General features: G+C 57.1%; 27 protein-coding genes, 1 tRNA gene and 1 pseudogene. 13 read left to right on the forward strand and 16 right to left on the reverse strand.

Annotated features, from left to right (window positions below; translation table 11 throughout):
• Window positions 1–266 precede the first annotated feature (266 nt).
• A pseudogene (locus JQ558_RS35130) lies at window positions 267–762 on the reverse strand (transposase); the annotation flags it as partial.
• 576 nt (window positions 763–1,338) lie between these two features.
• Between JQ558_RS35130 and JQ558_RS35135 the strand changes: the two are divergent.
• Genes JQ558_RS35135 through JQ558_RS35145 form a run of 3 tightly spaced genes read left to right on the forward strand, consistent with a single transcriptional unit; the run spans window position 1,339 to window position 4,429 of the window.
• Window positions 1,339–1,791 carry a (2Fe-2S)-binding protein gene (locus JQ558_RS35135; RefSeq protein WP_212276721.1) on the forward strand — a complete coding sequence of 151 codons (453 nt, stop codon included), beginning with the start codon at window positions 1,339–1,341 and terminating at the stop codon, window positions 1,789–1,791.
• Window positions 1,792–1,793: 2 nt separating this feature from the next.
• The gene (locus JQ558_RS35140; RefSeq protein ID WP_212276720.1) at window positions 1,794–4,112 is read left to right on the forward strand and encodes a xanthine dehydrogenase family protein molybdopterin-binding subunit; all 2,319 of its coding nucleotides are present in this window, start codon (window positions 1,794–1,796) and stop codon (window positions 4,110–4,112) included.
• A gap of 53 nt (window positions 4,113–4,165) precedes the next feature.
• Window positions 4,166–4,429: a hypothetical protein gene (locus JQ558_RS35145; RefSeq protein ID WP_212296563.1), complete on the forward strand. Its 264-nt coding sequence runs from the start codon at window positions 4,166–4,168 to the stop codon at window positions 4,427–4,429.
• A gap of 89 nt (window positions 4,430–4,518) precedes the next feature.
• Here JQ558_RS35145 and JQ558_RS35150 read toward each other — a convergent pair whose 3' ends face one another.
• Both JQ558_RS35150 and JQ558_RS35155 read right to left on the reverse strand, forming a co-directional pair.
• Entirely contained in the window at window positions 4,519–6,246 is a 1,728-nt protein-coding gene (locus tag JQ558_RS35150; protein WP_212276718.1) for a methanol/ethanol family PQQ-dependent dehydrogenase, read from the reverse strand.
• Between the two features lie 72 nt (window positions 6,247–6,318).
• Window positions 6,319–6,912, reverse strand: coding sequence for a Rieske 2Fe-2S domain-containing protein (locus JQ558_RS35155; RefSeq protein ID WP_212276717.1), 594 nt, complete (start codon window positions 6,910–6,912; stop codon window positions 6,319–6,321).
• 368 nt (window positions 6,913–7,280) lie between these two features.
• Here JQ558_RS35155 and JQ558_RS35160 point away from each other — a divergent pair, with 368 nt between their 5' ends.
• Entirely contained in the window at window positions 7,281–7,577 is a 297-nt protein-coding gene (locus JQ558_RS35160; protein ID WP_212296564.1) for a hypothetical protein, read from the forward strand.
• Between the two features lie 307 nt (window positions 7,578–7,884).
• Here the strand turns inward: JQ558_RS35160 and JQ558_RS35165 are convergent, their stop codons facing one another.
• On the reverse strand, window positions 7,885–8,241 hold the full coding sequence (locus tag JQ558_RS35165; RefSeq protein ID WP_249128701.1) for a hypothetical protein: 357 nt from the start codon (window positions 8,239–8,241) through the stop codon (window positions 7,885–7,887).
• A 104-nt stretch (window positions 8,242–8,345) separates the two neighbouring features.
• Here JQ558_RS35165 and JQ558_RS35170 point away from each other — a divergent pair, with 104 nt between their 5' ends.
• A complete protein-coding gene (locus JQ558_RS35170; RefSeq protein WP_212276715.1) occupies window positions 8,346–9,335 on the forward strand; it encodes a hypothetical protein in 990 nt (329 codons plus the stop codon).
• 306 nt (window positions 9,336–9,641) lie between these two features.
• On the opposite strand, the gene JQ558_RS37710 is transcribed toward JQ558_RS35170, so the two are convergent.
• From JQ558_RS37710 to JQ558_RS35195, 7 genes are all read right to left on the reverse strand, one after another.
• Window positions 9,642–10,370 (reverse strand): hypothetical protein, encoded by a 729-nt coding sequence (locus JQ558_RS37710; RefSeq protein WP_249128699.1) that lies wholly within the window; start codon window positions 10,368–10,370, stop codon window positions 9,642–9,644.
• A gap of 6 nt (window positions 10,371–10,376) precedes the next feature.
• Window positions 10,377–10,634, reverse strand: a complete 258-nt coding sequence (locus tag JQ558_RS37715; protein WP_312015068.1) for a recombinase family protein — start codon at window positions 10,632–10,634, stop codon at window positions 10,377–10,379.
• A gap of 101 nt (window positions 10,635–10,735) precedes the next feature.
• The gene (locus JQ558_RS37720; protein WP_249128697.1) at window positions 10,736–11,296 is read right to left on the reverse strand and encodes a recombinase family protein; all 561 of its coding nucleotides are present in this window, start codon (window positions 11,294–11,296) and stop codon (window positions 10,736–10,738) included.
• Between the two features lie 109 nt (window positions 11,297–11,405).
• Window positions 11,406–11,708: a hypothetical protein gene (locus tag JQ558_RS35180; RefSeq protein WP_212276714.1), complete on the reverse strand. Its 303-nt coding sequence runs from the start codon at window positions 11,706–11,708 to the stop codon at window positions 11,406–11,408.
• Between the two features lie 463 nt (window positions 11,709–12,171).
• Entirely contained in the window at window positions 12,172–12,612 is a 441-nt protein-coding gene (locus JQ558_RS35185) for a DUF5681 domain-containing protein (protein ID WP_212039111.1), read from the reverse strand.
• An 84-nt stretch (window positions 12,613–12,696) separates the two neighbouring features.
• Entirely contained in the window at window positions 12,697–13,044 is a 348-nt protein-coding gene (locus tag JQ558_RS38030) for a DNA methyltransferase (protein ID WP_212296565.1), read from the reverse strand.
• On the reverse strand, window positions 13,010–14,065 hold the full coding sequence (locus JQ558_RS35195; protein WP_212296566.1) for a ParB N-terminal domain-containing protein: 1,056 nt from the start codon (window positions 14,063–14,065) through the stop codon (window positions 13,010–13,012). The genes JQ558_RS38030 and JQ558_RS35195 overlap by 35 nt, the downstream gene beginning before the upstream one ends.
• A gap of 550 nt (window positions 14,066–14,615) precedes the next feature.
• On the opposite strand from JQ558_RS35195, the gene JQ558_RS35200 reads away from it, so the two are divergent.
• From JQ558_RS35200 to JQ558_RS35215, 4 genes are all read left to right on the forward strand, one after another.
• Entirely contained in the window at window positions 14,616–14,954 is a 339-nt protein-coding gene (locus JQ558_RS35200) for a DUF3489 domain-containing protein (RefSeq protein WP_212276712.1), read from the forward strand.
• Window positions 14,951–15,433: a DUF2924 domain-containing protein gene (locus tag JQ558_RS35205; RefSeq protein ID WP_212276711.1), complete on the forward strand. Its 483-nt coding sequence runs from the start codon at window positions 14,951–14,953 to the stop codon at window positions 15,431–15,433. The genes JQ558_RS35200 and JQ558_RS35205 overlap by 4 nt, the downstream gene beginning before the upstream one ends.
• On the forward strand, window positions 15,423–16,904 hold the full coding sequence (locus JQ558_RS35210) for a recombinase family protein (protein ID WP_212037192.1): 1,482 nt from the start codon (window positions 15,423–15,425) through the stop codon (window positions 16,902–16,904). Before JQ558_RS35205 ends, JQ558_RS35210 begins: the two co-directional genes overlap by 11 nt.
• A 605-nt stretch (window positions 16,905–17,509) precedes the next feature.
• Window positions 17,510–17,743 (forward strand): DUF6894 family protein, encoded by a 234-nt coding sequence (locus JQ558_RS35215; RefSeq protein ID WP_212296567.1) that lies wholly within the window; start codon window positions 17,510–17,512, stop codon window positions 17,741–17,743.
• A gap of 6 nt (window positions 17,744–17,749) precedes the next feature.
• Here the strand turns inward: JQ558_RS35215 and JQ558_RS38465 are convergent, their stop codons facing one another.
• Window positions 17,750–18,208 (reverse strand): DUF6894 family protein, encoded by a 459-nt coding sequence (locus JQ558_RS38465; RefSeq protein WP_409410622.1) that lies wholly within the window; start codon window positions 18,206–18,208, stop codon window positions 17,750–17,752.
• A gap of 1,296 nt (window positions 18,209–19,504) precedes the next feature.
• Here JQ558_RS38465 and JQ558_RS35220 point away from each other — a divergent pair.
• The 4 genes from JQ558_RS35220 (at window position 19,505) to JQ558_RS35235 (ending at window position 21,861) form a co-directional block, all read left to right on the forward strand.
• Window positions 19,505–19,819 carry a hypothetical protein gene (locus JQ558_RS35220; RefSeq protein WP_212276709.1) on the forward strand — a complete coding sequence of 105 codons (315 nt, stop codon included), beginning with the start codon at window positions 19,505–19,507 and terminating at the stop codon, window positions 19,817–19,819.
• 656 nt (window positions 19,820–20,475) lie between these two features.
• Window positions 20,476–20,652, forward strand: a complete 177-nt coding sequence (locus tag JQ558_RS35225; RefSeq protein ID WP_212276708.1) for a hypothetical protein — start codon at window positions 20,476–20,478, stop codon at window positions 20,650–20,652.
• 736 nt (window positions 20,653–21,388) lie between these two features.
• On the forward strand, window positions 21,389–21,568 hold the full coding sequence (locus JQ558_RS35230) for a hypothetical protein (protein WP_212276707.1): 180 nt from the start codon (window positions 21,389–21,391) through the stop codon (window positions 21,566–21,568).
• Window positions 21,568–21,861, forward strand: coding sequence for a hypothetical protein (locus JQ558_RS35235; RefSeq protein WP_212276706.1), 294 nt, complete (start codon window positions 21,568–21,570; stop codon window positions 21,859–21,861). The genes JQ558_RS35230 and JQ558_RS35235 overlap by 1 nt, the downstream gene beginning before the upstream one ends.
• 107 nt (window positions 21,862–21,968) lie before the next feature.
• On the opposite strand, the gene JQ558_RS35240 is transcribed toward JQ558_RS35235, so the two are convergent.
• The 4 genes from JQ558_RS35240 to JQ558_RS35255 form a co-directional block, all read right to left on the reverse strand.
• Complete coding sequence (locus JQ558_RS35240; RefSeq protein ID WP_212276705.1) at window positions 21,969–22,457, reverse strand: hypothetical protein; 489 nt, start codon at window positions 22,455–22,457, stop codon at window positions 21,969–21,971.
• A gap of 182 nt (window positions 22,458–22,639) precedes the next feature.
• Window positions 22,640–22,876 carry a DUF6894 family protein gene (locus JQ558_RS35245; RefSeq protein WP_212276704.1) on the reverse strand — a complete coding sequence of 79 codons (237 nt, stop codon included), beginning with the start codon at window positions 22,874–22,876 and terminating at the stop codon, window positions 22,640–22,642.
• Between the two features lie 727 nt (window positions 22,877–23,603).
• The gene (locus tag JQ558_RS35250; protein WP_212296568.1) at window positions 23,604–24,557 is read right to left on the reverse strand and encodes an AIPR family protein; all 954 of its coding nucleotides are present in this window, start codon (window positions 24,555–24,557) and stop codon (window positions 23,604–23,606) included.
• Window positions 24,558–24,834: 277 nt separating this feature from the next.
• Window positions 24,835–24,909: transfer RNA gene (locus JQ558_RS35255), tRNA-Gln, on the reverse strand.
• Window positions 24,910–25,180 lie beyond the last annotated feature (271 nt).

Raw genomic sequence — 25,180 nt, forward strand, 5'->3', positions numbered from 1 at the left:
CTGCGGCAGCCCATTGGCCCGAAGTGGGCAAGGCAAGGCCGGGCCGTCCGACGGTTTGCCCCCGCGGGTAACGCCTTACTTGCCGGAAGGTTCCGCTGTGCGGGAAGTACGGATTCGCCCGCGCCTCTAACAAATGGCGCGGCCCTTATTTTTTGCCACACCCTCCGGGAGTGTCCAGCGCTAGCTCGAACTTGTACTGGCGGGTCTACGGAAGCCTGACCCAATTCTGCTCGCCCTATTTCCCTCGGCTTGTCAGTTCCGGCACGCCGCCGTTCCACCTTCGCCCGCGTGAAGTTCTTGTCCCGATTGTTCACGGCCTTGAACTTGCTGCCATCGATGGCAACACTCGCCATCGCGAGGAGGCCCATCTCGCGGCAGAGTTCGACGAAGCGCGCACATACCCTGCGCAGCGCCAGGCCATTGTCTTATGCGGAAGTCGGCAATCGTCTTGTGATCAGGTGCGAGCCGACCCAGCAGCCACATGACTTCGACATTGCGGCCGGCCTCGCGTTCGAGCCGCCGGCTCGACTGCACCCGGTTCAGATAGCCGTAGATATAAAGCTTGAGGAGAACCGAGGGGTGGTACGATGGCCGACCAGTCGCCGCAGGTTCCACTCCCTCAAAGCTCATCTCAGCCAAATCGAGCGTATCGACAAACACGTCGATCACGCGAACAGGGTTGCTCTCGTCAATGAAATCATCAAGGCATTCGGGCAATAGCGTCCATTGCCCACGATCCGCCTGCTCAACGAAGCGCCGCATCAGCTTCCCCCGCAGAATCACGAGAGAATCATAGCAAAGCAGCGGCGTTTTCACACAGCCAGAGTCATTCGCGTCGTTCTGACTATCTGACGGAGGCTTCCGGTCCACCCCGATTAGCGGACGTTCTCAGCGTCGGTCGGCACGTCTCAAAGGTGCCCAAGAGCGGAAGTCGATCAGCGTGTGCCCGGCATGTCACCTCCTAACGTTTGATTTGGTCCTCCCAGTCCTCCCACAGCACTGGGACTATACCGCTGAGGCCAATGATCTGCGGCTGGGCTGCTGCGTAAGGGCTCCTGACCAAAAAAAGCCCGCGCTTCGAGGAGGGCCCAGCTCCTGCAAAAGCAAACAAGGCATTGTGAATTCTATTCGCCCAGCTTTGTTGTAGCTTCCTGAAACTCCCTTGAATAAAGCAATAGTCAAAAAGAAGGGTGGGCCCGCGAGGCAGACATTCAAACAGACCTTACGGTGCAGTCTGCAGTTTCTCAGCGAGGTCAGTTTGCTTGAGATCATGCAGGGATCTCTGGGAAACAGGTTCTCGCTCACGACACCAGCAGCTTATGAAGAGCGAGGGACATCATGATCAAATTGAAGATCAATGGTCAGGAACAGAACTGGGACGGCGACCCGGATCTTCCATTACTCTGGTTTCTCCGCGATGAAGCCGGCTTGACGGGCACGAAATACGGCTGCGGCCAGGCTCTGTGCGGCTCATGCACTGTTATCGTCGACAAGCAGGCCGTTCGCGCCTGCATCACCTCGGTTTCTGACGTGGCCGGCCGGGAGGTTACGACCATCGAGGGCCTTCATCCGACTGGCGATCACGCGGTCCAGAAAGCCTGGCGTCAGCTTAATGTCCCGCAATGCGGCTTTTGCCAGACCGGCCAAATCATGCAGGCCGCAGCACTCCTCATCGAAAATCCAAGACCGAACCACGATCAGATACGCGAAGCGCTGGCGGGCAATATCTGCCGTTGCGGCTGCTATCAACGCATCGAAAACGCAGTCCATCTCGCTTCGACGGGGGTGTGATCATGAACATCATCACAAATCCCAAAAAGCTCCGTGGCTTTGAGCGATACATCAAGGTCGACAACGTTTCACGCCGTAGCGTCCTCAAAGGCCTCGGGCTAGCCGGCGGCTTCGTGCTCGCCGCACCCGTGATGTCACGCCCCGGCTTTGCCGCGTATCAGACCGGCGCGGACAAGATGCCGCACGGTACCGTGGTGAACCCGCGCGTGTTCGTCTCGATCGCACCGGACGGCATTGTCACAATCGTCGCACACCGCGCCGAGATGGGAACCGGCGTCCGCACCAGCCTGCCGATGATCGTTGCCGAAGAGATGGAAGCCGACTGGTCGCGCGTTCGCATCCAGCAGGCGCTTGGCGACGAGGTCAAATTCGGCAACCAGGATACCGACGGATCGCGGAGCACGCGGCACTACCTGATGCCGATGCGCCAGATCGGCGCCTCGGCCCGCACGATGCTCGAAGCCGCCGCGGCAAAACGCTGGGGCGTGCCGGCCACCGAAGTGAAGGCGGTCAATCACGAGGTCGTCCACAGCGCGAGCGGACGCCGCATTGGCTTTGGCGACCTGGCGGCCGATGCCGCCAAGGAGTCGGTGCCGAGTGTCGAAGGCCTGAGGCTGAAAGATCCGAAGGATTTCCGCTATCTGGGCAAGGGCCAGATCAGCATGGTCGATCTCCGCGACATCACGGTGGGCACCGCGCGTTACGGCGGCGACGTTCGCCTGCCCGGCATGAAATACGCCGTCATTGCCCGCCCGCCAGTGACCGGTGGCAAGGTCGTGTCGTTTGACGGGGCCGAGGCGATGAAGGTTTCCGGCGTCGAGAAAGTCATGGAAGTTAAGGGCTGGCCGTGGCCTTCAAAATTCCAGCCGCTCGGCGGGGTCGCGGTGATCGCGCGCAATACCGGCGCGGCGATCAAGGGCCGCGACGCCTTGAAGATCGTCTGGGACGACGGCGCCAACGGAAAATACGACTCGGTCACCTATCGGACCCAACTCGAGGAAGCCGCACGGAAGCCCGGCTTGTTGGTACGCAAGGAGGGTGACGTGGAAGCCGCCTTGAAGGGCGCCGACAAAGTGATCGTGGGTGAGTACTATCTGCCGCATCTCGCCCATGTCGCCATGGAGCCGCCGGTTGCAGTCGCGGACGTCAAGGGCGACAGGGCAGAGATCTGGGGGCCGGTGCAAAGCGCGGGCGGAACGCGCGAGGACGTCGCCAAAACGCTTGGCATTCCCCAGGAGAATGTCACCGTCAACGTCACCCTGCTCGGCGGCGGCTTCGGGCGCAAGTCGAAGTGCGATTTCGCCCTCGAAGCGGCCCTGCTTTCAAAGGAGCTCGGCGCCCCCGTAAAGGTGCAATGGACGCGCGAAGACGATATTCGCAACGGCTTCCTGCACACCGTCTCGGTGGAACGCATCGAGGCCGGCCTCGACAAGAGCGGCAAGGTGACGGCGTGGCGGCATCGCAGCGTCGCGCCGAGCATCGCCTCGACATTTGCCGCCGGTGCGCGGCATCAGGCGCCGTTTGAACTCGGCATGGGGCTGGTCGACATGCCCTTCGAGATCGCCAACGTCCAGTGCGAAAATCCAGAAGCGGCCGCGCATACCCGCATCGGCTGGTTCCGAGCCGTGTCGAATATCCCGCGCGCCTTCGCGGTGCAGTCCATGGTCGCTGAAATCGCCCATGCCACCAACCGCGATCAAAAGGACATGCTGCTGCAACTGATCGGCTCCCCGCGGATCCTCAAACTCGACTCGGTGAAAGACCTCTGGAACTATGGCGAGCCCTATGACAGCTATCCGATCGACACCGCCCGTCTTCGCAAGGTCGTCGAGCTGGTCGCAGACAAGGGCGGCTGGGGGCGGTCCGTCCCCAAGGGACACGGGCTAGGCATTGCCGCGCACCGCAGCTTCGTCAGCTATATCGCGACGATCGTCGAGGTAGCCGTTGACGACAAGGGCAAGCTCACCATCCCCCGAGTCGATACCGCGATCGATTGCGGCACTTTCGTCAATCCGGAGCGCATACAGTCGCAGATCGAGGGTGCCGCGATCATGGGCCTGAGCCTCGCCAAACATGGCGCGGTTACCTTCAAGGATGGCAAGGTGCAACAGGGCAATTTCGACGATTGCCCATTGCTCCGGATCGACGAATCTCCTGCCGTAACGAACGTCTACATCGTGCCTGCCGGCCCCGACACGCCGCCCAGCGGCGTTGGCGAGCCGGGCGTGCCGCCCTTTGCGCCCGCGCTGATCAACGCGATCTTCGCCGCGACCGGCAAGCGCATCCGCGCACTGCCGATCGGCAAGCAATTGGAGGCGTAAGGGGAACGTTAGGCCGCACGGGCCGTTTTCCGTGGCCGAGAGGAGTCAGATCGATGAAACCCAATCCAACGGCGCTCGCGGTGTCGCTACTGTCGAGCGTGCTTCTATTGAATGCACAGGCGGCGACCGCTCAAACGACATCGCCGCCGAGCGCAACGGCAACGCGGCCGGCAACGACACCGCCGCGGCAAACCTCGATGCCAAATGAAAGCCCGCCGGCCACGACAACCCAGACCACCGGCGAAGCCAGTCGCGATCCCGTGGTAAAGAAAATGAACGAGGACGAAAAGCAGAAGGTCGATACCAAGGGCAAATAAGCAAATAAGCCAAATTGAAAGCGGCGGACTTTCGTCCGCCGCTTTTTCTTGCCACTTCGTTGCCGTCTTCGCGCAATTACCTTTGGCTGTTACTTCTTGAGGGCAAATACCCAGACGACGCCGCCTTGCGGGACGTTGTTCTCGATACCGATGTTGTTGGTCGTCAGGGCATCCTGGATGCGCTGGGCGTCTACACCCCACCCAGATTGGATGGCGATATACTGAGTGCCGTCGACTTCGTAGGCCACCGGCATACCCACGATGCCGGAATTGGTCTTCTGCTGCCATAGCAGTTCGCCTGTCTTTGAATGAAAGGCGTGGAACATCCGATCGTTGGTACCTCCGACAAAGACGAGGTCGCCAGCGGTGGCCGTCACCGAACCAAACAGATGCGATCTGGGGAAAATATGCGACCAGACCTTCTTTCCCGTGGCCGGATCCCACGCCTGCAGCTCGCCAAAATGAGTAGCGCCGGCGCGAACCTTCAGACCGATATCTTCGGGCTTGGTCCCGAGCCAAAGCTGACCGGGAACCAACGGTACCTTCTCGCCGGTAAAGCCGCCGCAGAAATTCTCGTTGGCGGGCACATAGACAAAGCGGGTCTTCGGACTATAGGCCGCCGACGGCCAATCCTTGCCGCCCCATAACGACGGACAGAACTCAACCCGCTTGCCAATAACCGGCTTGTGGGCCGGATCGACAATCGGCCTGCCCGTCTCGGGCTCAATGCCCTTCCAGACGTCGGTATAGACATAGGGCCAACCGGCCACATACTTGATGCTGTCCGGCTTGCGCTCGAGTATCCAGAAGATCGCGTTGCGTCCCGGATGGATTAGGCTCTTAAAGATGCGACCATCCCTCTGCAGGTCGACCAGTATTGGCGCCTCCACTTCGTCCCAATCCCAGGAATCGTTCTGATGGTACTGGAAATAGGTTTTGATTTTACCGCTATCGGGGTCGAGTGCTAGCACCGAGGTTGTGTAGAGATTGTCGCCGGGGTGAGTGTCTCCCGGCCAAGGTGCGGCGTTGCCCACGCCCCAGTAGATGGTCCTGGTGTCGGGATCGTAGTTGCCTGTCATCCACGCAGAGCCGCCGCCGGTTTTCCAGTCGTCGCCGCTCCAGGTATCATGGCCGGGCTCACCTGGGCCGGGAATGGTGAAGGTCCGCCACAATTCTTTGCCGTCATTGGCATCATAGGCGACGACGTAGCCCCGTACGCCGAATTCACCGCCGGCGGCACCGACAATAACCTTTCCGTCGACAATCAGCGGCATCAGGGTCAGGTACTGACCCTTTTTGTAGTCCTGGACTTTGGTATCCCAGAGGACTTTGCCCGTTTTGGCATCGAGCGCGACCACATGGTCATCCGTTGTAGCCAGGTACAGCCTGTCTTGCCACAATCCCACCCCGCGGTTGGTCGGGTGCAATTGGAAGAGATCGTCGGGGAGCTGACGTTTGTAACGCCAGTACTCATCGCCGGTCTTTGCGTTGAGGGCGATCACCTGGCCCTGTGGGGTCGCGACGAACATCACGCCATTGTTTACGATCGGCGGAGCCTCGTGACCTTCAAGCACGCCGGTCGAAAAGGTCCACGCCGGTACCAGGTCTTTCACGTTCGAGGTGTTGATCTGATCGAGCGGGCTGTATCCCTGGCCGTCGTAGGTTCGGCGATAGAGCATCCAATTGCCGGGTTCCGGGTTCTTCAGGCGGTCGGCTGTCACTGGGGTGTATTTCTCAATCGGGCCGGCACCGGCAGCGATTGAAAACAGGCACGTGGACGCGACAAAGCTCGACAATAGCCATTGCTTCATGCTCATAGACGCTACCTCCCTGTTTGATTTCTTCCTTTTTTATAGATGTGCGGCATCCGATGCGGGCGGCCGTCACGTTCATCCTCCTTGCTGTACTCCTGCCTTTCCAATGAATGTTCCAGCGACGGTGAGCGAACCGTCGGCCGCCGCCAAGGGAAGTGCCGCAAGGCGCCGCGGCGCCGGTCCGAACACGACTTGCGCGCTTTTCCGGGGGTCGAACTCGGAATTATGACAAACGCATTTAAGGACGTCCTTGTCGCCCTGCGCTGCCTTCCCCCAAGCCGTGATGGGGCACCCGGCGTGGGAACAAATCACCGAATACGCAACGATCCCGTCAGCCGCCCGCGCGCGCGTGTCGTCATCAAGTTCGGCCGGATCAAGCTTTATGACCACCACCTCATTAAGCCGCGAGCCCTTGCGGATCACCGAGGTTTTGGGATCCTTTGGCCAGGCGCGCACGAACGGTCCGCCGGGCTTTAGATCCTGCGGCTTGATCACTTCGCCCGCATTATCCCCTTCGGCGAAGACCAGGACGTCGGCTTTTTGCGGTCGCAGGTCGCTGCCAGGCCGCTCCTCCTCGGCAGCGACCGGTGCTGGCGCAGCCGCGTGCACCGCGGTGGCGAGGGCGGTCAGGATAATGGTGCGCCGCGTCTGATCTGAAGGCGATGACATTTTCGTCTCGCGTTCTGCACTGATGCTTTCGGGCGAACGTAGTGTGTGAAGGTATGTCAAACTGAACTCGGCCAAAAGAGGCAGCGGACAAATTTTGTCACATGCGGCTTTATCTTTTCTCCGAAGGCCACTGGATACTATCTGACGCAATGGCAGCAAATTGCATGCCGCGTTTCAGGCACTGCGCGAGATCGGCAAGCCCTCGCCGCCTGAAAGCTGCAGTCATGGGAGGCACCAAAGACGAGCTGGGACGTTGCCGCCGCAGGTGCAGGACTTTGACGCGCTTCAGCGAGATGTTCACAATTCTCCCAGGAAACCAACTCAATCTCGCGCGTTGTGCGGAGGGGAAAACCATAGGAGGATAGCTCATGCGAACCTCAATTCTCGCCATCACCGTCGCTTTTGGAACCGCCATCGCCGTACCGGCACTGGCTCAGCAGTCGCCGGCGCCTGGCCAGCCGCAGATGCAATCTGACAAACAGCTGCAGGAGGAAGCGGACAAAGGCATCAAGACCCGCGACTCCGGAGAATCCGGATTTGTGGGGCAGCAGGAAAAGCCGGGTGCTTCCGCGCATCCGCCCGGCCAACCCGGCCAGACAACGACGGGTTCGGGCGCTGGTACGAGTGGCGGCCGAGGTTCGGAGACTGGCGCCAGTCCGCGCTAGCTCTGAGTTTCAGCACGCGACGGTACGAACGACGTCCGGCTTCGCCGTTTCCGTTGCAGGTCGAGCGTAGGGAGCCTCGAAGGTTGAACGGCTCGCAATATGGCCGTTGTCCTTCGAGCCAGCTGCTTTGCGGTCTCTCTAGGGAGGACGGGGAGCAACTGTGTTTTTGACGTAGACCTGTGATCGGCTGGCCTCAAGGCTGGCGCTGCGCGCCACCGCCTTCGGCGGCTTGCGGCCTTGACCCCATCCGCTCACCGGTCTGTTGGCTTTGCAGGCGCTCTGCCATAGGTTGAGCGCGGTCGGCTCGTCAGCCTGGCACATGAAGATTCGCATCCCATTTTTGACGTCTCGCGATCATGGTGTTGAGGATGACGATGAGCTTACGCATACAGGCCACGAGCGCGACCTTCGGCTCCTTGCCTTTGGCGATCAGGCGGCGATAGAAGTCTTTCACGGGGTTGTGCTGGGTCGCGGCCCCGAGACAAGCCATGTAGAAGAGATTGCGGACCCTTGCGGCGGCCGCCCTTGATGTGGCGCTCGCCGCACCGGCCGCCGCTATCGTCATCGTAAGGCGCCGCGCCGAGCAAGGCAGGGCAGCCTTGTTGCTGATCTGGCCCAGCTCCGGCATCCTCGCGATGATCAGCGTCCCGCTTCTTAGTTGCATGGCGGCCCGGCGCTCTGGGCGCTCACGACCGGATGTATATTGGGCGCCGCCGTCGCCGGCGTTCTAACAAAGCCTACTGTCTTTTTGTACTTTAGATTTTGACTATGAAGCGAAGTCCGGAGTTCATCTACATAGCATTCGTTCTTCTTGTTGCTATCGCTGCAGGTGTAACAACAAGATTTATGGCATGGTCGTTCGACGCCTTAGGATGCGCTCAACACAGGGCGCCCGGCACTTTTATGGCCTATTGTGGTTCCACGCAGTACGGTGACTACGAGCATGGCGGCTTCTATTTCGGACTTGAGAGCGAAGCCATTGCGAATCTAAAGCGAGCTAAAGTGCTGTTCCTCGGCAGCAGTCTCACCCAAGTTGCCTTTTCAACTGACGAAGTGAATAGCTATTTCCGAGCACGTCATGTCCCCTACTACGTGATGGGGTTTGGATATGACGAGCGATTCGATTTTGCACTCGCGTTGATCGAGAAGTATCAGCTTAAGCCGGACGCTATAGTTATAAACGCAGATCCGTTCTTCCGCGGCAACACAACCCGTTTTGCTGGTGAACTGCTTACCAAGACAACAGATATTCCGACGGCGATAGGGCAAATTCTAGCTTTGACTAACTCGTTGGAGAAGAAGCTCTTCAGCTTGATACGATGGCAGATTTGCCGCTTTCGTTCTTTATGCAACTTGAAGCATCTTGCTATCTATCGAGACAATACCAATGGAGCCTGGATTTGGCGCGACCTGTACACGTCCGATGAGTATGGACATCTCGCGGTCGATCTCGCGCGCCGCCAGGTCGAAGAATTGCCGAAGCCAGAAGACTTAGTTAAAGCTCGCCGATTGATCGAAGTCACACGGGTTCTGCCAGGTTGCGTGATCTTAACCGCTATCCCCAATTCGATTATAGATGCCGAGGCCTTCGTAACCGACTTGGCGAGCGCTCTAGATGCGAAAGTTATGTTGCCCCAAATCGATGACCTGTACACATGGGATCACTCGCACTTTACGTGGTCCAGCGCGCAACGCTGGTCGGCAAGGTTCCTAGGCGAAGCCGAATCGACTCTTCAGCGCTGCACGAAAATCCGCTAGTGATCGTATCTGCTTGCGCGTTGTGACGCCCGCGGGGCGAATTTAGAGCTTGCGCCGGGCGCCGCAGAGGCTTCAGCAGCAGTATGGACGGCTTGAGTTAAATAAATTCCGGAAATCCGAACATTCTGCTTGCCCCGTCGGGCAAATCACTGGTTTATGAAGCGCTGGTCCAGCAGTCGCATACGGAGCCAGCGATGTCCGAGAATCTCGATAGGTCTTCTGAATTAGTCGAAATATCCAAACTAAACGGCAGCTTCAAAAGGAACTACGGGACGTTCATCGGGGCTTATCTGTATTTGCGCTCCCTCAATGCCGCGCGCGGTCGGTCTTTCCTTTGGCCCGGGTTGATTTCAGTGGCTTTTTCCGTTGCGCTGGCCTGGCTGGCGAAGCACGGCCTGGCTTGGTTACACGCCGGATGAGTGTTTTCACTAGCGCATCGAAGGTTTCGAAACTCTCCGGCCCATGACGCAGGCGGGCCCTTTCCGTAAATCTCATCAACGATCCCGTCACGTCCGCGGTTCGAAGTAAAAGATAGTCGAGCACAGCTTCATTGCGCTCTCCCAATCTGACGGCGATGATCCACCCCTCTGGCGTGCCAACTCGGCGCTTGAGAGACCAATGAGGTGAAAATGTTTCCCGCTCTCCCCCACGCCACCGAGCCAAGAAAAAGGACACGCCCTCCTTGTTCGCGAGCAGGCAATTCGGGCCGCCATCGGAAATGAAGCTAACGGATGCCTTTCGGAACGCATCAGCTAGCTGAGCGGCAAGGCCGGCAAATAGGTCCAGCCAACGCTGGCGGGAATCAATGTGGTTGCAGTCGCGCTTGGAAGTATAGCCGATCAGGCCGTAGGCCTCGCGCAGGCTGCCGAAATGATCCATGTAGGTTTTAGCGCAGGGAAGGCCCACGGTTCCGTTGATGATCGCGGGACTAAGCCGCCCTCGTTTCAGCAGCGTTCGACGCAGGCGCGTCAGCATCTCTGGCTCCGAAATGTCAACGCGACGGTCCAAGATTGCGTTCTGCGCCTTGAAGAACATGTCTGGCTAACCGATTGGTTCAAGACAGCCCTCGCTCCTGATCCAAAGGTCGCGCGGGTTGTTTACTTTCTTTTCTCGCAGCTTACACGATTGGCGATTATAGATGAGATTTCCGATGTAGTTTTCGTTCCTAAGAATCCTCCCGATTAGAGCGCGATTCCATGGCACTTTCGAATTAGTGGGTATGGCTTTCAGATTGAGCTCTCGCGCAATTGCCGTTTCGGACTTCAACTCAAGGAACTGTTGGAAAATCCACTTCACCACCGCGACCTCGTCGGCTGTGCCGGGTCTGAGCCTGACATGGTCGGTGATAAGATACTTGCGATCGCCGTCGTTCAGTATCCCCTTTGACTGCAGCTTCTCATCTACCAATTCTCTCGGAGAGCATAGCCGGTCGACCCGCCAGACCTGAACCCCATTCGCACAAACCGGGACGCACCAGCGTGAACTTTTACGGATAGCTCGCGGCTATACTCTGCCGCCATCACCCTCTTAAGGTTCTTGACGATGCTTGAGAGCATGCTGCCATCATTGTCGAACTGCTCGGCGCAGTACGCGACTTTGATGCCCGCTTTCTTGCAGACATACTCGTAGTGAGCGCTCTCATCGACGTCCTGAAATCGTCCCCATCGGCTTACATCGTAGACAAGGATGTGCGCGAAGTCGGCGCGGCCGCTGCTAACATCGTCGAGCAGCTGCTTTAGACCAGGTCTGTTCTTGAGCTGAAGTCCGCTCTCACCTTCGTCGGGATACGTCCGAACAATCGCCAGATTGTGAGCATGCGCGTATGCCCCAATGACAGCCGCCTGATTCTGGATCGAGTATCGCTGCCTGTCGGTCGACATGCGAACGTATTGTGCAGCACGAAGGCCGCTTTGCGACCGTGGCAGTTGGACGTTTCGGACTACAAGGGCATTGGCTGCCATCGTTAGGCTCCCTCTCCGTGTGGAGGCGACGCCGTCGATGGCAGGCAAGATGACGAAATTGCGTTTGTCCGCCCTTACGAAATCCGGGCGATATTGACCGCAATTAGGGTTAGTATTGCCGAATATTGGAGGCACCAGATGTCGGACCCAGGCGGTTGAAATACTCATCACCAATGCGATCCACACGGCTTTCATCAAGTATCCCGAAGGCGACGGCGGTCCGAACCTGGACTATGAATGGATAGCGCCAGACCAAAGCGTCCATATTGCCAAGGCAATCCTTCAGGACCTGGCGGCAAACGGATATCAGGTCGTAAAGAAGGGCAAGGTCTAGCCGTTCGAACCCGGATGCGTTGACTGCGGCAAGCCCCGATTCAACACGGGTGCCCAGCGTGGCGAATTCATAAACCAACAGCGCTGGTCAGCTTTGGTTTACCAGTCCCGTTGAGCTTCACGGCCGAGCCCATGTCATGTTGGCTCGCAGATCGAGGGCAAACTTCGATAGGGAAAGCGTCAGGGTCAGGCCGCTAAACGCGCCTGACCCGCCATTTTTCGGGGAATGCAATGCGAGCGAAGAAGACGCCACCGAAGTCAAAGCGTAACGGGAACAAGTCATTCAAACGTCGGCCCGTGTCTCACCAATGATATTGATGGCCACGCGAAACCTGATCAACATGATCACGGTCGGTGCGACCTCGGGCGCCGTTCTGCTCACCCTCTTGGCGGCCAAGCATTTTTGAGAGGGCGCGGGTTCGCGTATTAGGTGTTACGGAATAAGTCGGCCAGTGGCCGCACTCCGACCCCGCTCGATCACGCATAGCTTACTGTCGGCTCTGCGCCTCGCATTCCATAACCGCTCATTACGCGAATCCGCGTCACTTCTCCGGACCCTCCATATCGTCCTCGGGAAACAGTGGCAGCCCCGCCAGCAATCTTTCACGCATTAGATCCAATTTCCTATTCAGCTCCTCCCCGGCGTCCGAATCCTGTTGATACTTCGCTTCCAAGTCCGCTTGGCGTCCGCGCTCGCTAAGTGGTCCACCCATTTCGAAAATTAGTTTAATCGATCTGAAGTCGCCACTCGCTGCCTTGTTTACAAGTTGTTTCATTACCGCCTCGGACTTTGGAATGGTTCGTCGAGATCCATTTTCGTTGATTGTCACTCGCTCATCTAGAGCTTTCGCAAAGCGGTCGAGCAACGATCGCGTGCCCTTGGGACGCCCCTTCGGGTTTCCAGATTTGCCCTTCGAAAATTGGCTACGCCGAGGTGGGCGGCCGTATCCGATCTCGTAGTCTTTTCCTTCTTTCTTAGTCATGGCGGTCCTTTCAATCCCAAGTCCCTCACGGGATGGCTTATTGAACTAGAGGGTCCTAATGTCGTTAGTTGAATTGGTTAGGTCTTAATCCTCAATCGCCTCGAGCTCCAGTTGTTGAAACGCCTTGTTGTCCAAGACGCGGTGGGCCGACAGTCCAGTCAGATTTTGCCACCGCCGTATTGCAGTATCGACGTAAAGTGGATCGAGTTCGATGCCACGGCAGACACGACCGGTACGCTCCGCTGCTAAGAGGGCAGTCCCGCTCCCGAGGAATGAATCCAGTACGATATCGCCGCGGTTGGAACAGTCGAGGATTGCATCCATCACTAGATGAACTGGCTTGGCAGTTGGATGCAGCGCCAAAAGATCATCGCCTCGGCGCGCTTGGGTGTTGGCGCTATCGTAGTTCCAGACTAGAACGGTGCCGGCCATGTTTACCGAGCGCAACATTGTTGACGTGAGGCGCGGTACCAGCCTTGAAAACGAAAATGAATTCGTGCTGTGAGCGGTAAAGCGATCCGAGACCAGCGGTGTTTTTAGCCCAAACGCAAATATTCTTTAGGTCTGAGTAGATTCGTTTTCCGGCTGCAAGTAATTCTGCCGCGCCATACCAACCCATACAAATATAGTGAATGGCGCCGTCCACGCTATGCCGCTCCAGCAGAGTGCACGCACGCTGCAGGAAATCAGTAAATTCCGAGCTGCTGAGTTCACCAGAAGCCTGAGCAAACTCGCGATGCCGAGTTTTACCTTTACCTGAAACAGGTCCATCGATCTTGATGTTGTACGGGGGATCCACGAATATAACATTAGCTCGTTCACCGCGCATAACACGTTCAAACGAAACTTCAGATGTGGCGTCGCCGCAGAAAACCAGATGTTTACCGATGCGCCAGAGGTCCCCAACACGGCAGATGGCGACCCCTGTGGTCGCATCTTGTAGTCCATCCGCCTCGGACATAGCGATTGAATTGAAGTCCTGAATAACCAAGTCGATCTCGGGAAGGCAGAAACCCGTAATTGAAAGATCAAAGTCGAGATCGATATCCTTCAGCGCCAGGAAATTTTCGGCTAACAAGCGCTCATCCCAGTGAGCGTTCAACGCGAGCTTGTTGTCAGCAATGCGCAATGCCTTTAGCTGAGCCGCAGAAAGATGACGAACCTCAATGAGCGGCACCTCAGTCATACCGAGGTACTTCGCTGCGAGAACGCGGCCGTGGCCTGTCACCACATTGCCAGTTGCATCCACAACAATGGGTATGAGAAAGCCAAACTCGCGAATGCTATCTGCAATTTGATTGACCTGTTTTGGCGAATGCTGCCTAGGGTTGTTCTGGTCCAATATGAGTTCGGTCACAGCTCGGTATTGAACTTGAATTTCGATGGGTCGAAGATTGCTCTTAGTGAGCCTTGTATTGCCGGGGGTTACTGAATTGACGCCCGAGTCCTTCATGACTTGTTCCTTTCGAACACGTTTCTTTATCGACTAAGAAGTCGAAAAAGTACTCAACCGCGCTTAGGCCGTGCAGAGACGACGGCATTGCCGAGGTCCGCCCAACCGCGCACGATGAAGGAAACTGATGAAAACGCCTGTTGCGAGGACTGCGGTGGCCACCAAATAGGCGGCTCCATCTCGCGGAGGACTCACTGAACGCAAAGGACTCCCCTAACATGAGGGAATATCGAATCTTGAAATCTTTGAAAAGGAGATTTGCGCATTTTTCGATTCAATATTTGTTTGGCCCGCTGTTCGCGGACATGTGGATATTAGGCATTAGTTCAAGTTTTCGTGCCGCCTAACGACTCAGATAAGCAACAACATTGCGCAGAACTCGCTGGACTTTGGCTGCCCGTAGAGCGTCACTCGGCAATGAGCTTCCTGCTCCAGGCGCCCAAATCGGAATCGGTTGCAGCGCTCTTCGCTTCCAGCCCGCTATGGCAATTCGCGGGCTTGTGTCAGTGGCAGCACCGTGTGTTGCCGGCTAACATAAGGAAGCGTCAAAATGACTATCAAAAAATCAAAATTAGGATCCCAAAGCATCGCGCGAAAATTTCGTGCGGGCTCGACGTCGCAGCCGATTAAATCGAAGAAGAGTTCATCGAAAGCAACATCAACCAAATCAACTGGTGTCGCATCGAAGCAAGAAGTCGTCCTGGCATTGCTACGGCGGCAAACCGGTGCGACCATTGCAGCGGTTATGAAGGCAACGGATTGGCAGCAGCATTCAGTCCGCGGGTTTTTTGCCGGGGTGATCAAGAAGAAGCTGAAGCTCAACCTCACCTCCGAGAAGATAGACGGCGCGAGGATATATCGGATCATCCGATCGGGTACGTCCTCATGAAATCCAACAATGGTGCAAATGGAGCCGACCCAGCTGTTGAGGCTGAGCTGGGTCGGCTGACGGTGATGCCGATAGTCAACCTGAGAAAACGCTACCGCGAGCTGTTCCGAACTGAACCGCCCAAAGCGTTCGGTCCCGACTTGCTCCGCCGCAGCATTGCTCACACGATTCAGGTGAACACCTACGGCGACCTTCCCCTCCCCACCCGGCGGTTTCTTGCCCACATGGTGAAAACCGCCTCCGCAAGGCCCAATGGTCGGCTGGAGCTACCCCAACGGATCAAGCCGGGGTCAGAACTGGTGAGAACCTGGAACCGCCAGACGTATCGAGTCACCGTGATGGCTGACGGCTTTGTCCATGCCGGTAAGACCTACACCAGCCTTTCCGAAATCGCTTTTGCCATCACCGGCACGAAATGGAACGGCCCGCGCTTCTTCGGGCTCCGCTCAGCGCGACAGGAAACTCCCGATGGCAAATGACGCCAAGGTCCTTCGCTGCGCCATCTACACCCGGAAATCCACCGAACACGGCCTTGAGCAGGAATTCAACTCGCTGGATGCTCAGCGCGAAGCCTGCGAGGCTTACATCAAGAGCCAGGCATTTCAGGGCTGGAAGGCTCTGCCCCAGCAGTACAATGACCCAGCATTCTCTGGGGGCAACCTCGACCGCCCTGCCCTGAAAAGGCTTCTTGCCGATATTGAAGCCGGCAAGGTCGATGTGATCGTGGTCTACAAGATCGACCGCCTCACTCGCTCCCTCGCCGACTTTGCAAAGCTGGTCGATGCCTTTGACGCCAAATCGGTCTCGTTCGTGGCTGTCACCCAGCAGTTCAATACGACCACGTCCATGGGTAGGCTTACATTGAACGTGCTGCTGTCGTTCGCCCAGTTCGAGCGGGAGCTGTCAGCTGAGCGGGTCAGGGACAAGGTGGCTGCCAGCCGGCGCAAGGGGAAATGGACCGGCGGCACGGTGCCGCTGGGATACGCCACTAAAGACAAAAAGCTGGTTATCGACAAATCGGAGGCGGAGACCGTTCGGACGATCTTCAGGCTCTATCTGGAGCTGGGATCGTTCAGCAAGTTGGTAGCCGAACTCGATCGCCGAAAGATTGTCACTAAACGCCGCAGCACTAAGGTCGCGAAATATCAAGGCGGCATACCCTTCACTTATGGCCCACTCGCTTACTTCCTGAAGAACAGAATCTACATTGGAGAAACCCATCACGGGGGAAAGTGGTTCAAAGGAGAGCACGACGCAATTCTGGACCCGCCGACTTTCGAGCGTGTGCAGGAATTGCTGAAATCCAATACCGTGAAACGCAAGGTCAAGTTTTCTGAGAGCGGTGCGCTGCTCCAGAGCAAGCTCTTTGACGATAAAGGTAACCGGATGGGGCCAAGCTTTTCGAGCAAGAACGGTGTCCGCTATCGCTTCTATGTCAGCACCGCGCTACGCGGGCGCAGTCACGCGGCCGGCTCCGTCACACGAATCTCGGCGCCTGAGATCGAGGGCTTGGTCGAGACCGCGCTCGGCGAAAAGCTGCAGCTCGATCAGGTCGAAACTATAACCGTGTCCAGCAATCGGATCCGGTTGGCGCTCAATCCGATGGGTGGAAAACAGCGCTCGATCGATATTCCCTGGACTCCAAAACCGAAGGGTTCAACAGAAGTGAATACTCCGCCGACCATCAAGATTGATGAAAAGCTCATCAAGTCGATCGTCCGGTCCCACGTATGGCTCGCCGAACTTTCCAGCGAACGTCAGCCAACCATCGAAGCGCTCGCTGCAGAAGCCAATCTCCACCCGAAGGTTATCCGCCAAGAACTGAGGCTGGCATTTCTGCCGCCCGACCTGACAAAGGCAGCTTTGGAGGGCGAAGCAACCATCGAGCTGAAGCAGATCCCAAAAACTTTGCCCCTATCCTGGCATGAGCAGCATCGGTCGATCGGCTGAAATTCGGCTATCGAATGTTATGGAACATCCGGGACGCGATTTGACCGACTCCGCCTTGGGCCGAGTAACGGATTTCTACTCCGTGGGTTGCAGGTTCGAATCCTGCTGGGATCGCCAGTAAAAGTCCTTGCGGGACAGGGACTTTTGGCAATTCCGGTTTGTTCTTTGAGCGAAATCCGTGCTGCTACGTGTTGCGAGCCGATACTAGCAAAATCAAGCCCTTACGGATGGCTACCAAGGGTTCCGAGCAGCACGGAAACAGCATGGCATCTTCGTGATTTGTTCTGGGTCCGACGCCGATCCCGATTCGCGTTTTCGATGCCCTCGCCTGTCTAATCCGTATGCGTACTTCAGCGTTCGCGAATACCCTTCAAAAGTGCATAGGAACCCCGGCCGCCGCATTCCGTTTACCCGGCATCACCGGAAGGGAATGCGCCGTGATCGAAATACAGAGGCTCGATTCGTATTCAACCGCAGCACGCATCTGTCTTGGCGTCGCAATCTTCAGCACCGCCCTGCTCGTCACCGTGCTTACGCGCGCCTTTGTGCTGTAATAACCCACCTTCGCACCATCGGCACAGGACGAGCCCCCAGGGGGAACGAACATGATACTGGGGCATTCGTTCTCAATGCCGCACTATCATTTTGAATTAGCGAATGGACATCGAATTCCTGACCCTCGTGGCCTCCACTGCAAAGACAACGATGATGCGATCGCCAAGGCGCATCAAATTGCGCATGCGATGGCTTTTGAAGTCGGCGAAACGCCTCGTTGCCTTGTCGTAGTGGACGACGAAGGAAACGATCTCTGTAAAGTGCCAATCGCCCCAGCGCCCTGAATTGGGTCAATTCAGTCGGCTTATTTGGAATTCCAGCCTGGCATGCATTACCTCGCCTAGCTCGTCTCTGACCCAAATCGTGATCTCCGATACCGTCTGCCCAGTGTGCATCAAATCCCGCCCTAAGTTGCAAAGTGCCAGGCCGGCTTCCACACGAGCGGCATCGAGGTTGGGAAAGCTCTCGCCTTCCTCATCAACAGACCGGGGCGCGCCCCCTATTTGGATGTCAAAAAAATACAGACCCATGCAAGGCAAGACCCCGACCTGGAAATTCGTTCCGAGGCTTGCCTCCCGTTTGGAACGGCGCCCAGCGTCTTGAATTAACCCATGTCGTTTCGCCCCCCTGCGCGCCGTAAAACTTGCGATGGTTGGAAATAGGAACAGGCTTTGGACAGAGGAAGATGATCGCAGGCTGCTTGAATTACGAGACAGCGGGAGATCATATCTTTCGATAGCAGTGGCCATGAGACGCTCGGCCTCCGCGATTAAAGATCGTCTGTGGATTGTCCGGGCCCGGGCGAGATCCGCCCAAAACTCGCTGAAGACCGATGCATAGCAGCTCCAGCTCCGCTTAGCGGATCACCGACAAAAAAATGAGCAACCCGATGCCGCCGAGGCCAATGGCAATGGCGCTGATAAGATGTTTGGGCCGCGGCGTTACTTCGAATTTCATGCGCGCTCTCCAATAAGCGGATGCACAACAACAGGTCGATGAACGCACTTGTTTCGTGACAGAACGATGAAGTTGACGTACACGGCGCGAGGGTTCCAGGTGGCCGAATGTCATCGTAACGAACCTTTTCCAGGTTCCCGCACTTGGGTAGAACGGGCTGGGCAATCAGTGGGGTGCGTAATGACGGGACACACTCGGTTGGCGATAACACCGCGGGACCGCTTTCTTGAGGCGGCGCAAAAGGAGCTTGCGGCTTTCGAGCAACGCGAGCGCGAGTTTTCCAAGAAGGAACGGAAAGAACGGGCTGCTGCGATGCAGATGCCTGTCGAGAACATCAGACTAAGCAGTCAGGCGGGGGCGCCTGTAACAAAACGGTCACGAACCGGAGGTAACAATTGAAGCTCATCCCCCGTGGATGGACATCAAAAGTTAAACTTAAGCCGCCCTTCGAGGCGGCTTTTTCTCTTGGCGAAGCATCGCGCCCGCGCACCCTCGGCGCAAACGGCCCCGGCGCGCGGGGGACGCTATGCTGCACCAAGGCCGCCAACCCAGTGGGGGTTTTCTCCCGGTTGGAGGTTAGGGGCATACCGGGAGCGCAGAATCGATTCCTTCAGCGCCGGTTCGTTCCGGTGATGCCGCCGCGAAGTAGCCGGGCACGCCACTATCTGGGGTAGGTTGAAATAGCGGGGCCCGGCTACTCGGCCGCACGGCGGTTGCGGCACATCATCCAATGTCTGATTTCTAAATTTGTTGTAAAATCATCATCTAAGCAGAATGATTTAATGTTCTATTTGAGGGTGCAACCCAACGAAAAAACCCGCAAACGCCCCAGCGCAATGCGCCGGCTGGCGTCGCCGGGATTGTATTGGCCGGCCAATCTCGCCCGTCCGGTGGCAATCCCGGTGGCAGTTTCGACGCTCTCGCCCATCTAAGTCGCTGGCTAGTTACCGCGACAAATTTCCCAGGAACGATATAGGTCCTGACAGCGTAGGAATCGGGTGGCGTCTATGTACTGTCACCGCGGCTCCAGCTCTTTGCGCCGTCATCTTTGACTCCCAGGGCTGGAGCCCGCCCGTGCGGAGCTGTGTATGCGTCGGTCGCCCTCGATGGTGCCGGAAGCCGGCCAGGATATCTACCTGGTGTTGGACGACTTTGGCGGACGCCTTGGCCGCGCATGGCGCGAGACCGCCGAAGAGGCTACCAACCACGAAACGCTTATCCGCGACCTGATAGACGGTCAGTATCGCTGTCCGGCGCGTATCGTCGCCCTCAATACCGCCGAGGGTTGGTCCCGCGACGTGACCGTGGAGGTCGCCGACGAGCTACGTCGACGCGTTGCCGAGTTCGATGAAGTGCCCGCTTCCGTGCAAGAGTTCTTGCAGACCGAATTCACCCGGCGATGATGCTCTCATTTCGACAATTCCTAGGGAGATAACGTCTCGGTGAACGAAACCGATTGCCCTCCCCCACGCAGTCGTCCGGAAACGAAGCCGGAGGAATCTCATCGCCACTGACAACAGGGGATTTTCGAAATGATTGCTCTCACAATGACCGCCATTTTCGCCGTCTGTGCCGGAACCTTGATCGCGCTGGCATCAAGCGATTTCGGCCCCGAATTAGTCCTCGCCGTTGTCAGCCTCGTATAAGGGTCCGTTTGAACGGGCAAAGAAAAACCCGCGGTAACTGCCCCCGGCGGATTTCCTTACGCAACTCTCGCGGGGGCTTTGAGGGTCTGTTCCGCGGTTGCATTCATGATCATCGTAGATGGTTAAACAATCGCAAAGCCTGCGGGCGTCAACCGGCTGGCTTGTTGCTATTCGGCCTTGGCCTCGAGATCTTCGCGCAGCACGCGGGCACGTTCTCTGATGGTCGTCACGTTCGCCGCAGTGTGGGTCAGTCGTTTCTGCTCTCTCTCTGATCCCGTTCTGCCTGCAGCCAGAACTCCACGGTGTTCCAGAATTAACCTCTGCGGCGAACATCAAGCTTAACACGCGAGTTTCGTTGCGGCCGATCTGAACAGGGCTAGCGTGGCTGCAAAACGAACAGAGGGCGGACTTCCATGCACGCTTACAGAGCGTACCTGATCAAACCGGACGGCCACGTTACCTTTCGCGTTGACCTCTTGTGCGACAACGACGAGGCCGCGAAAGAGCGCGCCAAGCTGCTTGTTGACAGCCATGCTGTAGAGCTGTGGGACGGCCCGCGGAAGATCGCACAATTCGAACCGCTGCACTAGGTCGCAATGGCGCCCGCCGGCGTTGAACCGGCGGCCCCCTAGCGTTTCCGCTTGGCTGAGCCGCCACCTAAGTTGCCATTCCAATTTTGCCCGAAGCGGACAAACAAACACACGAACAAGATCGCTATAGCGGCCACGACGCTGCCAGCGATCAAAATGGCATTAAGCATTGTTAACGCTCCCGTTTGAGTGCGTTTAGCCCAAGTCTTGGTATACGAAAACTTAAACTAGGGGGCTGGGTTAAAGATGGGTCGTTCCGACAAACGGCCCCAGCACCATTACGCAACGCTGCACCAAGGCCGCCAACCCAGTGGGGGTTTTCTCCCGGTCGGGGGCTGAGGGATCTACCGGGAGCGCAGAGTCGATTCCTGCGGCGCAGGATCGTTCCTAACGCCAAGAAAAAGCCCCGCCTTCACCCGGCGGGGCTAAGTCAAGAGCATCTTGCAGTGGCCCGCGTGAGGGCCGCTGGAAGCTTAAACGCGGGCGCAGGCCTCATGCAATAGACCAGCCTTCGCCCCGATCTCGATCACCATACGATCGATGCCATTAAGCGACATCTCTCTCCTTGATGGCCTGGGTTAGAGCCGGGGCGGAAGTCTTCAGCTTCCCCTCGGCTTGCTTTTTGTGCTAGCGTTAAATCATGGGAAAGTCAATTAGCGCTAGCGCAAAAAAGAAAAGAGGACGACCAGTCACGACGGGCACCGGGACGACCATTGGCGTCCGATGCCAAGATGAAATGCTTGCGGCAGTCGACGAATGGCGCCGCAAACAATCGGATCTGCCCACGAGGGCCACGGCCATCCGCCGCCTTGCGGAGATCGCGCTGAAGCTGAAGAGCCCTAATAACCTGACAATGAAAGACAGCGATGGCAGGATCCTTCTTCCTGCCGGCGGGCTGAAGGCGAAGGGGAAATAATGCCGAAGCCGCCGCTCATTTACACCATTGAGGTGGATGGCAAACCGACGCTAACGTTCGCGGCGGGTCATGCTCGTGAAGCCGCCGAGCTTTGCAAAGAGGCGTGGCTTCGGTCCGACCTTACCGAGCTCACTTCGAACGGCGTTCCCCTCTGTTTGCCCGCTTCAACGCTTACCAGCCGTATTGCTAACGAAGGCGAGGTGGCAACGTATCGGGAAGCCGCCAAAGAAGCGAAAGCGTCCGACGAGATTTTGTTCGCTTATCTCGTTGAACTAGATGGGATGCCAGAGTGAACAGACTGCATCGCTACCAAAAGAAACACTAGGGCTGAAGGCGAAGAAGTGAACCGACTTCGAAAATACATCGAGCTAATGCCGGATGGCCAAGAACTGCGTCTTGCCTACGCCATGTCGGAGACCGCACTTCCAGACGCAAGGCCACGATCGCGCTGGCAGGAAATTACACCCTTCAGCGCAGCCGACGAGGTCATGGCGGAGCCCGGGCTCAAGTCAGTGTTTAAAGCCGCCATTGAGAGAGGTTTTGCGATTGTGCCGAACAGCGGAGCGCAGGCGAAGAAGTGACATCCGACGGACCAGCCGAAGAGCGTGTCATCTACCGCCAAAACTTTCGTGCTGAGCATTTCGATTTTCGAGGCAAGATAATTTTTACGCGGTTTGATGCTTGCGAATTTGTAAATTGCACGCTCCTCATCGACCACGGAACAGAGCAACTGGCGTTTACCGAGTGCATGTTCAAAGACTGCAATATCGATAAACTGGAACCGGACATAAATCGAGGGTTGTTCGTCAGGGATAACATCTTCTATGGCCCGCTTGACGAAAGGCGGGCCGAATTCGAGAGCAGGCTGGCGCAGGCGCTGGCTGCCCAAAAGGCGAAGGGGCCATAAGGCGTGGCCGGATTTGAAACGAAATTACCGGGGTGAATTCATTGGAGACTACCGGATGTCAGCATGGCGGCCTCAGCTCTCCCCAGTGCTGGGGCCGTTTCTTTGGGCACAAGCAAAATTGAGACGGAGCCCGCCCCTAGATGCAAAGGGCGAACTCGGGCCCACTATCTGGCCGGGTTTTCGTATGAGGGCTTGGAATATACTGGCACGGTGCCAATCTCGCGCCCCGCATCGTTAATAATAGCGATGCGGCGCTCAGGATCATCTTCGGGCTTGTCGAGCGAAACGCCTATGGCGAGCACCGTCGCCCGGATGATTGCATCGGTATCGTCGTCGCAAACAAAGCCAGATGCGTCAAAAAGCCGATGGCCGTCCTCAACGTCGAAAAAGTAGCGGGGCATGGCAACCTCCAGATTGCCAAGCTCCTATAGACAGGATTGTTCCGAGATAAGACCGCCTCGGTTGGGTGACTCGCGACGCGCGACCGCTTAATTAAACTGTCATATACGGCTGTTAGCCGTGGGCTGTCGTGGCGCTTTGGAAACTCGTCATGGCGACTTAAGCCCCGCTCGCGGTTCGAGCGGGGTATTTTGTTGGCCGCTTCAGTTGTCGGCCTCTTTCATGTTATTGCCGCTACTTCCTCACGAGCCGCGCGACCCGCCGATGGTCGTGAGACCAAATTTCGATGGTAGGATGGTCTTCACTGCCGGGCTTCCCGCTCAGCCGCTTCCACGTTGGTTGCGGCGAGATCGTAGCGCCCTAGCGCCACCCCGCTAAGGTCGACGGCGTAGGCTATGAACTTGGGCATATGGGAACCGAATTTTTTTCCAAAATCCACTCGCCTCAGTGGGATCGCGGCCTACCTAACCGTCATCATGGTAACGCGTACTCGAAAAGAAGCCACCCGGCGCCCGTCGGGGTTCATAGAATTTTGCCGCCCGACGAAGGCCGACAGGCCGCCGTCCGGGCCCGGCTGGTGCCATGAAATCAAAATGGACGGGATCAGGCTGCAGGTCCGCAGTGGACGGCCTGCGGGTGCGCTGCTTCACGAAGAACGGCCACGATTGGACCGACAGATTTCCCGCCATTGTCGACGCCGCCGGCGGCGTCATCTAATGACCGCGAACCTCACACCAACCCTCCCTTAGGAGCAAGGTCTGCCTTTAATTCCTTCAAGATTGTCGCGCGCATCTCCGGTCCCTTGGCTGCAGTTTCCGTGCCTCCATGCTTTTGGTATGCGGCAAAAACAATATCCGTGCACTCCTCTAGAATCATCCCGTCGATAGTCTTTGTGGCTGCAGGCAGAAGCGAGGCTAATTCCTTGTCAGTCGGGGCATCTGCCTTCTTCAAAAGCATGCAAGCCACGGTCATCGATACATAATATTTGATGATTGATCTAACGCTCTTCAGGTCATCTCGCCCGGAGAGATATTTATCGACCTGTCGATGCAATGTCATGCAGGCGACAAACATATCGCGGCTGTGGTTCTCATCGAAAACTTGTTCGTAGTCGCTTTTTAGAACCCGGCCAGGAGTCGCATAGGCGTTATTCGGTTGCTGCAACAGCAACGCAATGACTGCACGAGCCAGTAGTTGGATACTGATTATCTGGTCCACGGGTTTCTTGAGTTCTCGATACTCACCTTTTCTGCGCTCGTAAAAGAGTCCGTAAAGCCTGAATTTTTCTTCTATGTCAAAATGAATTGGGTCAGTTGCTCTTAACTGGACCTCATTGATGGCCGTTTGAGAGTTTGTTGCGCGAATAATTTTGCTGCGGACCTGCTCATCTGGGGGGACGATTACGCGGACCAGCACATTCCGCGTATCTGTCTTATCCGGATGGGCCTTAAAAAACTCGAAGATTTCATAAGAGGTTTGAAGCCCATTCACCACTTCCGGTTTTTCAATGACGACGGTGTTGCCAACAACAGAACATTTAGTTGCGAGAATGGTCACGCCATTGTTAAGCCACCAAAACTCAGAAGCGGCCGCGGCGGCAAGCGTCTGCCCGATGGCGGTATTGATCACGTTTTTTGCGCCCTGGTAGTCGCGAACATTCGGCTCTAACATACTTCTGCGCATGTCTCCGTTCCGCAGTCCCGGGCGCAGATTCCCATTTTCTGCGCGGTCAGGGCGGGAGAACAGACCCAGACAGAGTGCCATGGTCGGGCGACAGTCGTGATCGAACCAGTCTCCGCCGATAGTCGGAGTTTTTCGGGAAACGGCCGGAGACTTTCCGCTATTTCGCTCCGGAGATTGAGAAACCGGGAGCCTGGAGACTAAGTCGAACGCGCGAAAAGCCCGGATTTCCGGGCCTGTGAGGCGCAGGTTGCAAACTGTCACCGAACGCAGGACTGGCTGGCTGGGGCGGGAGGGATCGAACCTCCGAATGGCGGAATCAAAATCCGCTGCCTTACCGCTTGGCTACGCCCCAACAGGCAGGGAACACGGCAGGAAACCTGCTGCGGACTCCCTCCGGCAACGTGGGTCTATAGGGAGAGGTGAGCCATTTCAACCGGCTAGAGCATGATCCGAAAGGGCATCCCCCGCACGGGATGCCGGGTGGGCACCCGTTTTCCGGAAAGATCACGCTCAAACAAAAGGATAGGCTTCGAATTCGGGCCTAAATCGGCTCCGGAAACACGACCCTTTATAATGGGCCTGACGGTTCGTCTGATGTGGACGCCCCGGGGGCTCGCGATGGC

Source organism: Bradyrhizobium sp. AUGA SZCCT0160 (assembly GCF_018130105.1).
In the GTDB taxonomy this organism is placed as follows: Bacteria; Pseudomonadota; Alphaproteobacteria; order Rhizobiales; family Xanthobacteraceae; genus Bradyrhizobium.

What these genes read in the sequence shown, in the direction of transcription:
- JQ558_RS35210 (WP_212037192.1), top strand. Translation starts at nt 15,423, where the DNA reads ATGGCAAATGACGCCAAGGTCCTTCGCTGCGCCATCTACACCCGGAAA.
- JQ558_RS35135 (WP_212276721.1), top strand. Translation starts at nt 1,339, where the DNA reads ATGATCAAATTGAAGATCAATGGTCAGGAACAGAACTGGGACGGCGAC.
- JQ558_RS35195 (WP_212296566.1), bottom strand. Translation starts at nt 14,065, where the DNA reads ATGAAGGACTCGGGCGTCAATTCAGTAACCCCCGGCAATACAAGGCTC.
- JQ558_RS35145 (WP_212296563.1), top strand. Translation starts at nt 4,166, where the DNA reads ATGAAACCCAATCCAACGGCGCTCGCGGTGTCGCTACTGTCGAGCGTG.
- JQ558_RS35245 (WP_212276704.1), bottom strand. Translation starts at nt 22,876, where the DNA reads ATGCCCCGCTACTTTTTCGACGTTGAGGACGGCCATCGGCTTTTTGAC.
- JQ558_RS37720 (WP_249128697.1), bottom strand. Translation starts at nt 11,296, where the DNA reads ATGGCAGCCAATGCCCTTGTAGTCCGAAACGTCCAACTGCCACGGTCG.
- JQ558_RS35160 (WP_212296564.1), top strand. Translation starts at nt 7,281, where the DNA reads ATGCGAACCTCAATTCTCGCCATCACCGTCGCTTTTGGAACCGCCATC.
- JQ558_RS35250 (WP_212296568.1), bottom strand. Translation starts at nt 24,557, where the DNA reads ATGCGCAGAAGTATGTTAGAGCCGAATGTTCGCGACTACCAGGGCGCA.
- JQ558_RS37710 (WP_249128699.1), bottom strand. Translation starts at nt 10,370, where the DNA reads ATGTTCTTCAAGGCGCAGAACGCAATCTTGGACCGTCGCGTTGACATT.
- JQ558_RS35165 (WP_249128701.1), bottom strand. Translation starts at nt 8,241, where the DNA reads ATGCAACTAAGAAGCGGGACGCTGATCATCGCGAGGATGCCGGAGCTG.
- JQ558_RS35170 (WP_212276715.1), top strand. Translation starts at nt 8,346, where the DNA reads ATGAAGCGAAGTCCGGAGTTCATCTACATAGCATTCGTTCTTCTTGTT.
- JQ558_RS35150 (WP_212276718.1), bottom strand. Translation starts at nt 6,246, where the DNA reads ATGAGCATGAAGCAATGGCTATTGTCGAGCTTTGTCGCGTCCACGTGC.
- JQ558_RS35225 (WP_212276708.1), top strand. Translation starts at nt 20,476, where the DNA reads ATGCACGCTTACAGAGCGTACCTGATCAAACCGGACGGCCACGTTACC.
- JQ558_RS35230 (WP_212276707.1), top strand. Translation starts at nt 21,389, where the DNA reads ATGCTTGCGGCAGTCGACGAATGGCGCCGCAAACAATCGGATCTGCCC.
- JQ558_RS35155 (WP_212276717.1), bottom strand. Translation starts at nt 6,912, where the DNA reads ATGTCATCGCCTTCAGATCAGACGCGGCGCACCATTATCCTGACCGCC.
- JQ558_RS35220 (WP_212276709.1), top strand. Translation starts at nt 19,505, where the DNA reads ATGCGTCGGTCGCCCTCGATGGTGCCGGAAGCCGGCCAGGATATCTAC.
- JQ558_RS38465 (WP_409410622.1), bottom strand. Translation starts at nt 18,208, where the DNA reads ATGGCCACTGCTATCGAAAGATATGATCTCCCGCTGTCTCGTAATTCA.
- JQ558_RS35185 (WP_212039111.1), bottom strand. Translation starts at nt 12,612, where the DNA reads ATGACTAAGAAAGAAGGAAAAGACTACGAGATCGGATACGGCCGCCCA.
- JQ558_RS35200 (WP_212276712.1), top strand. Translation starts at nt 14,616, where the DNA reads ATGACTATCAAAAAATCAAAATTAGGATCCCAAAGCATCGCGCGAAAA.
- JQ558_RS35205 (WP_212276711.1), top strand. Translation starts at nt 14,951, where the DNA reads ATGAAATCCAACAATGGTGCAAATGGAGCCGACCCAGCTGTTGAGGCT.
- JQ558_RS35215 (WP_212296567.1), top strand. Translation starts at nt 17,510, where the DNA reads ATGATACTGGGGCATTCGTTCTCAATGCCGCACTATCATTTTGAATTA.
- JQ558_RS35235 (WP_212276706.1), top strand. Translation starts at nt 21,568, where the DNA reads ATGCCGAAGCCGCCGCTCATTTACACCATTGAGGTGGATGGCAAACCG.
- JQ558_RS35140 (WP_212276720.1), top strand. Translation starts at nt 1,794, where the DNA reads ATGAACATCATCACAAATCCCAAAAAGCTCCGTGGCTTTGAGCGATAC.
- JQ558_RS38030 (WP_212296565.1), bottom strand. Translation starts at nt 13,044, where the DNA reads ATGGCCGGCACCGTTCTAGTCTGGAACTACGATAGCGCCAACACCCAA.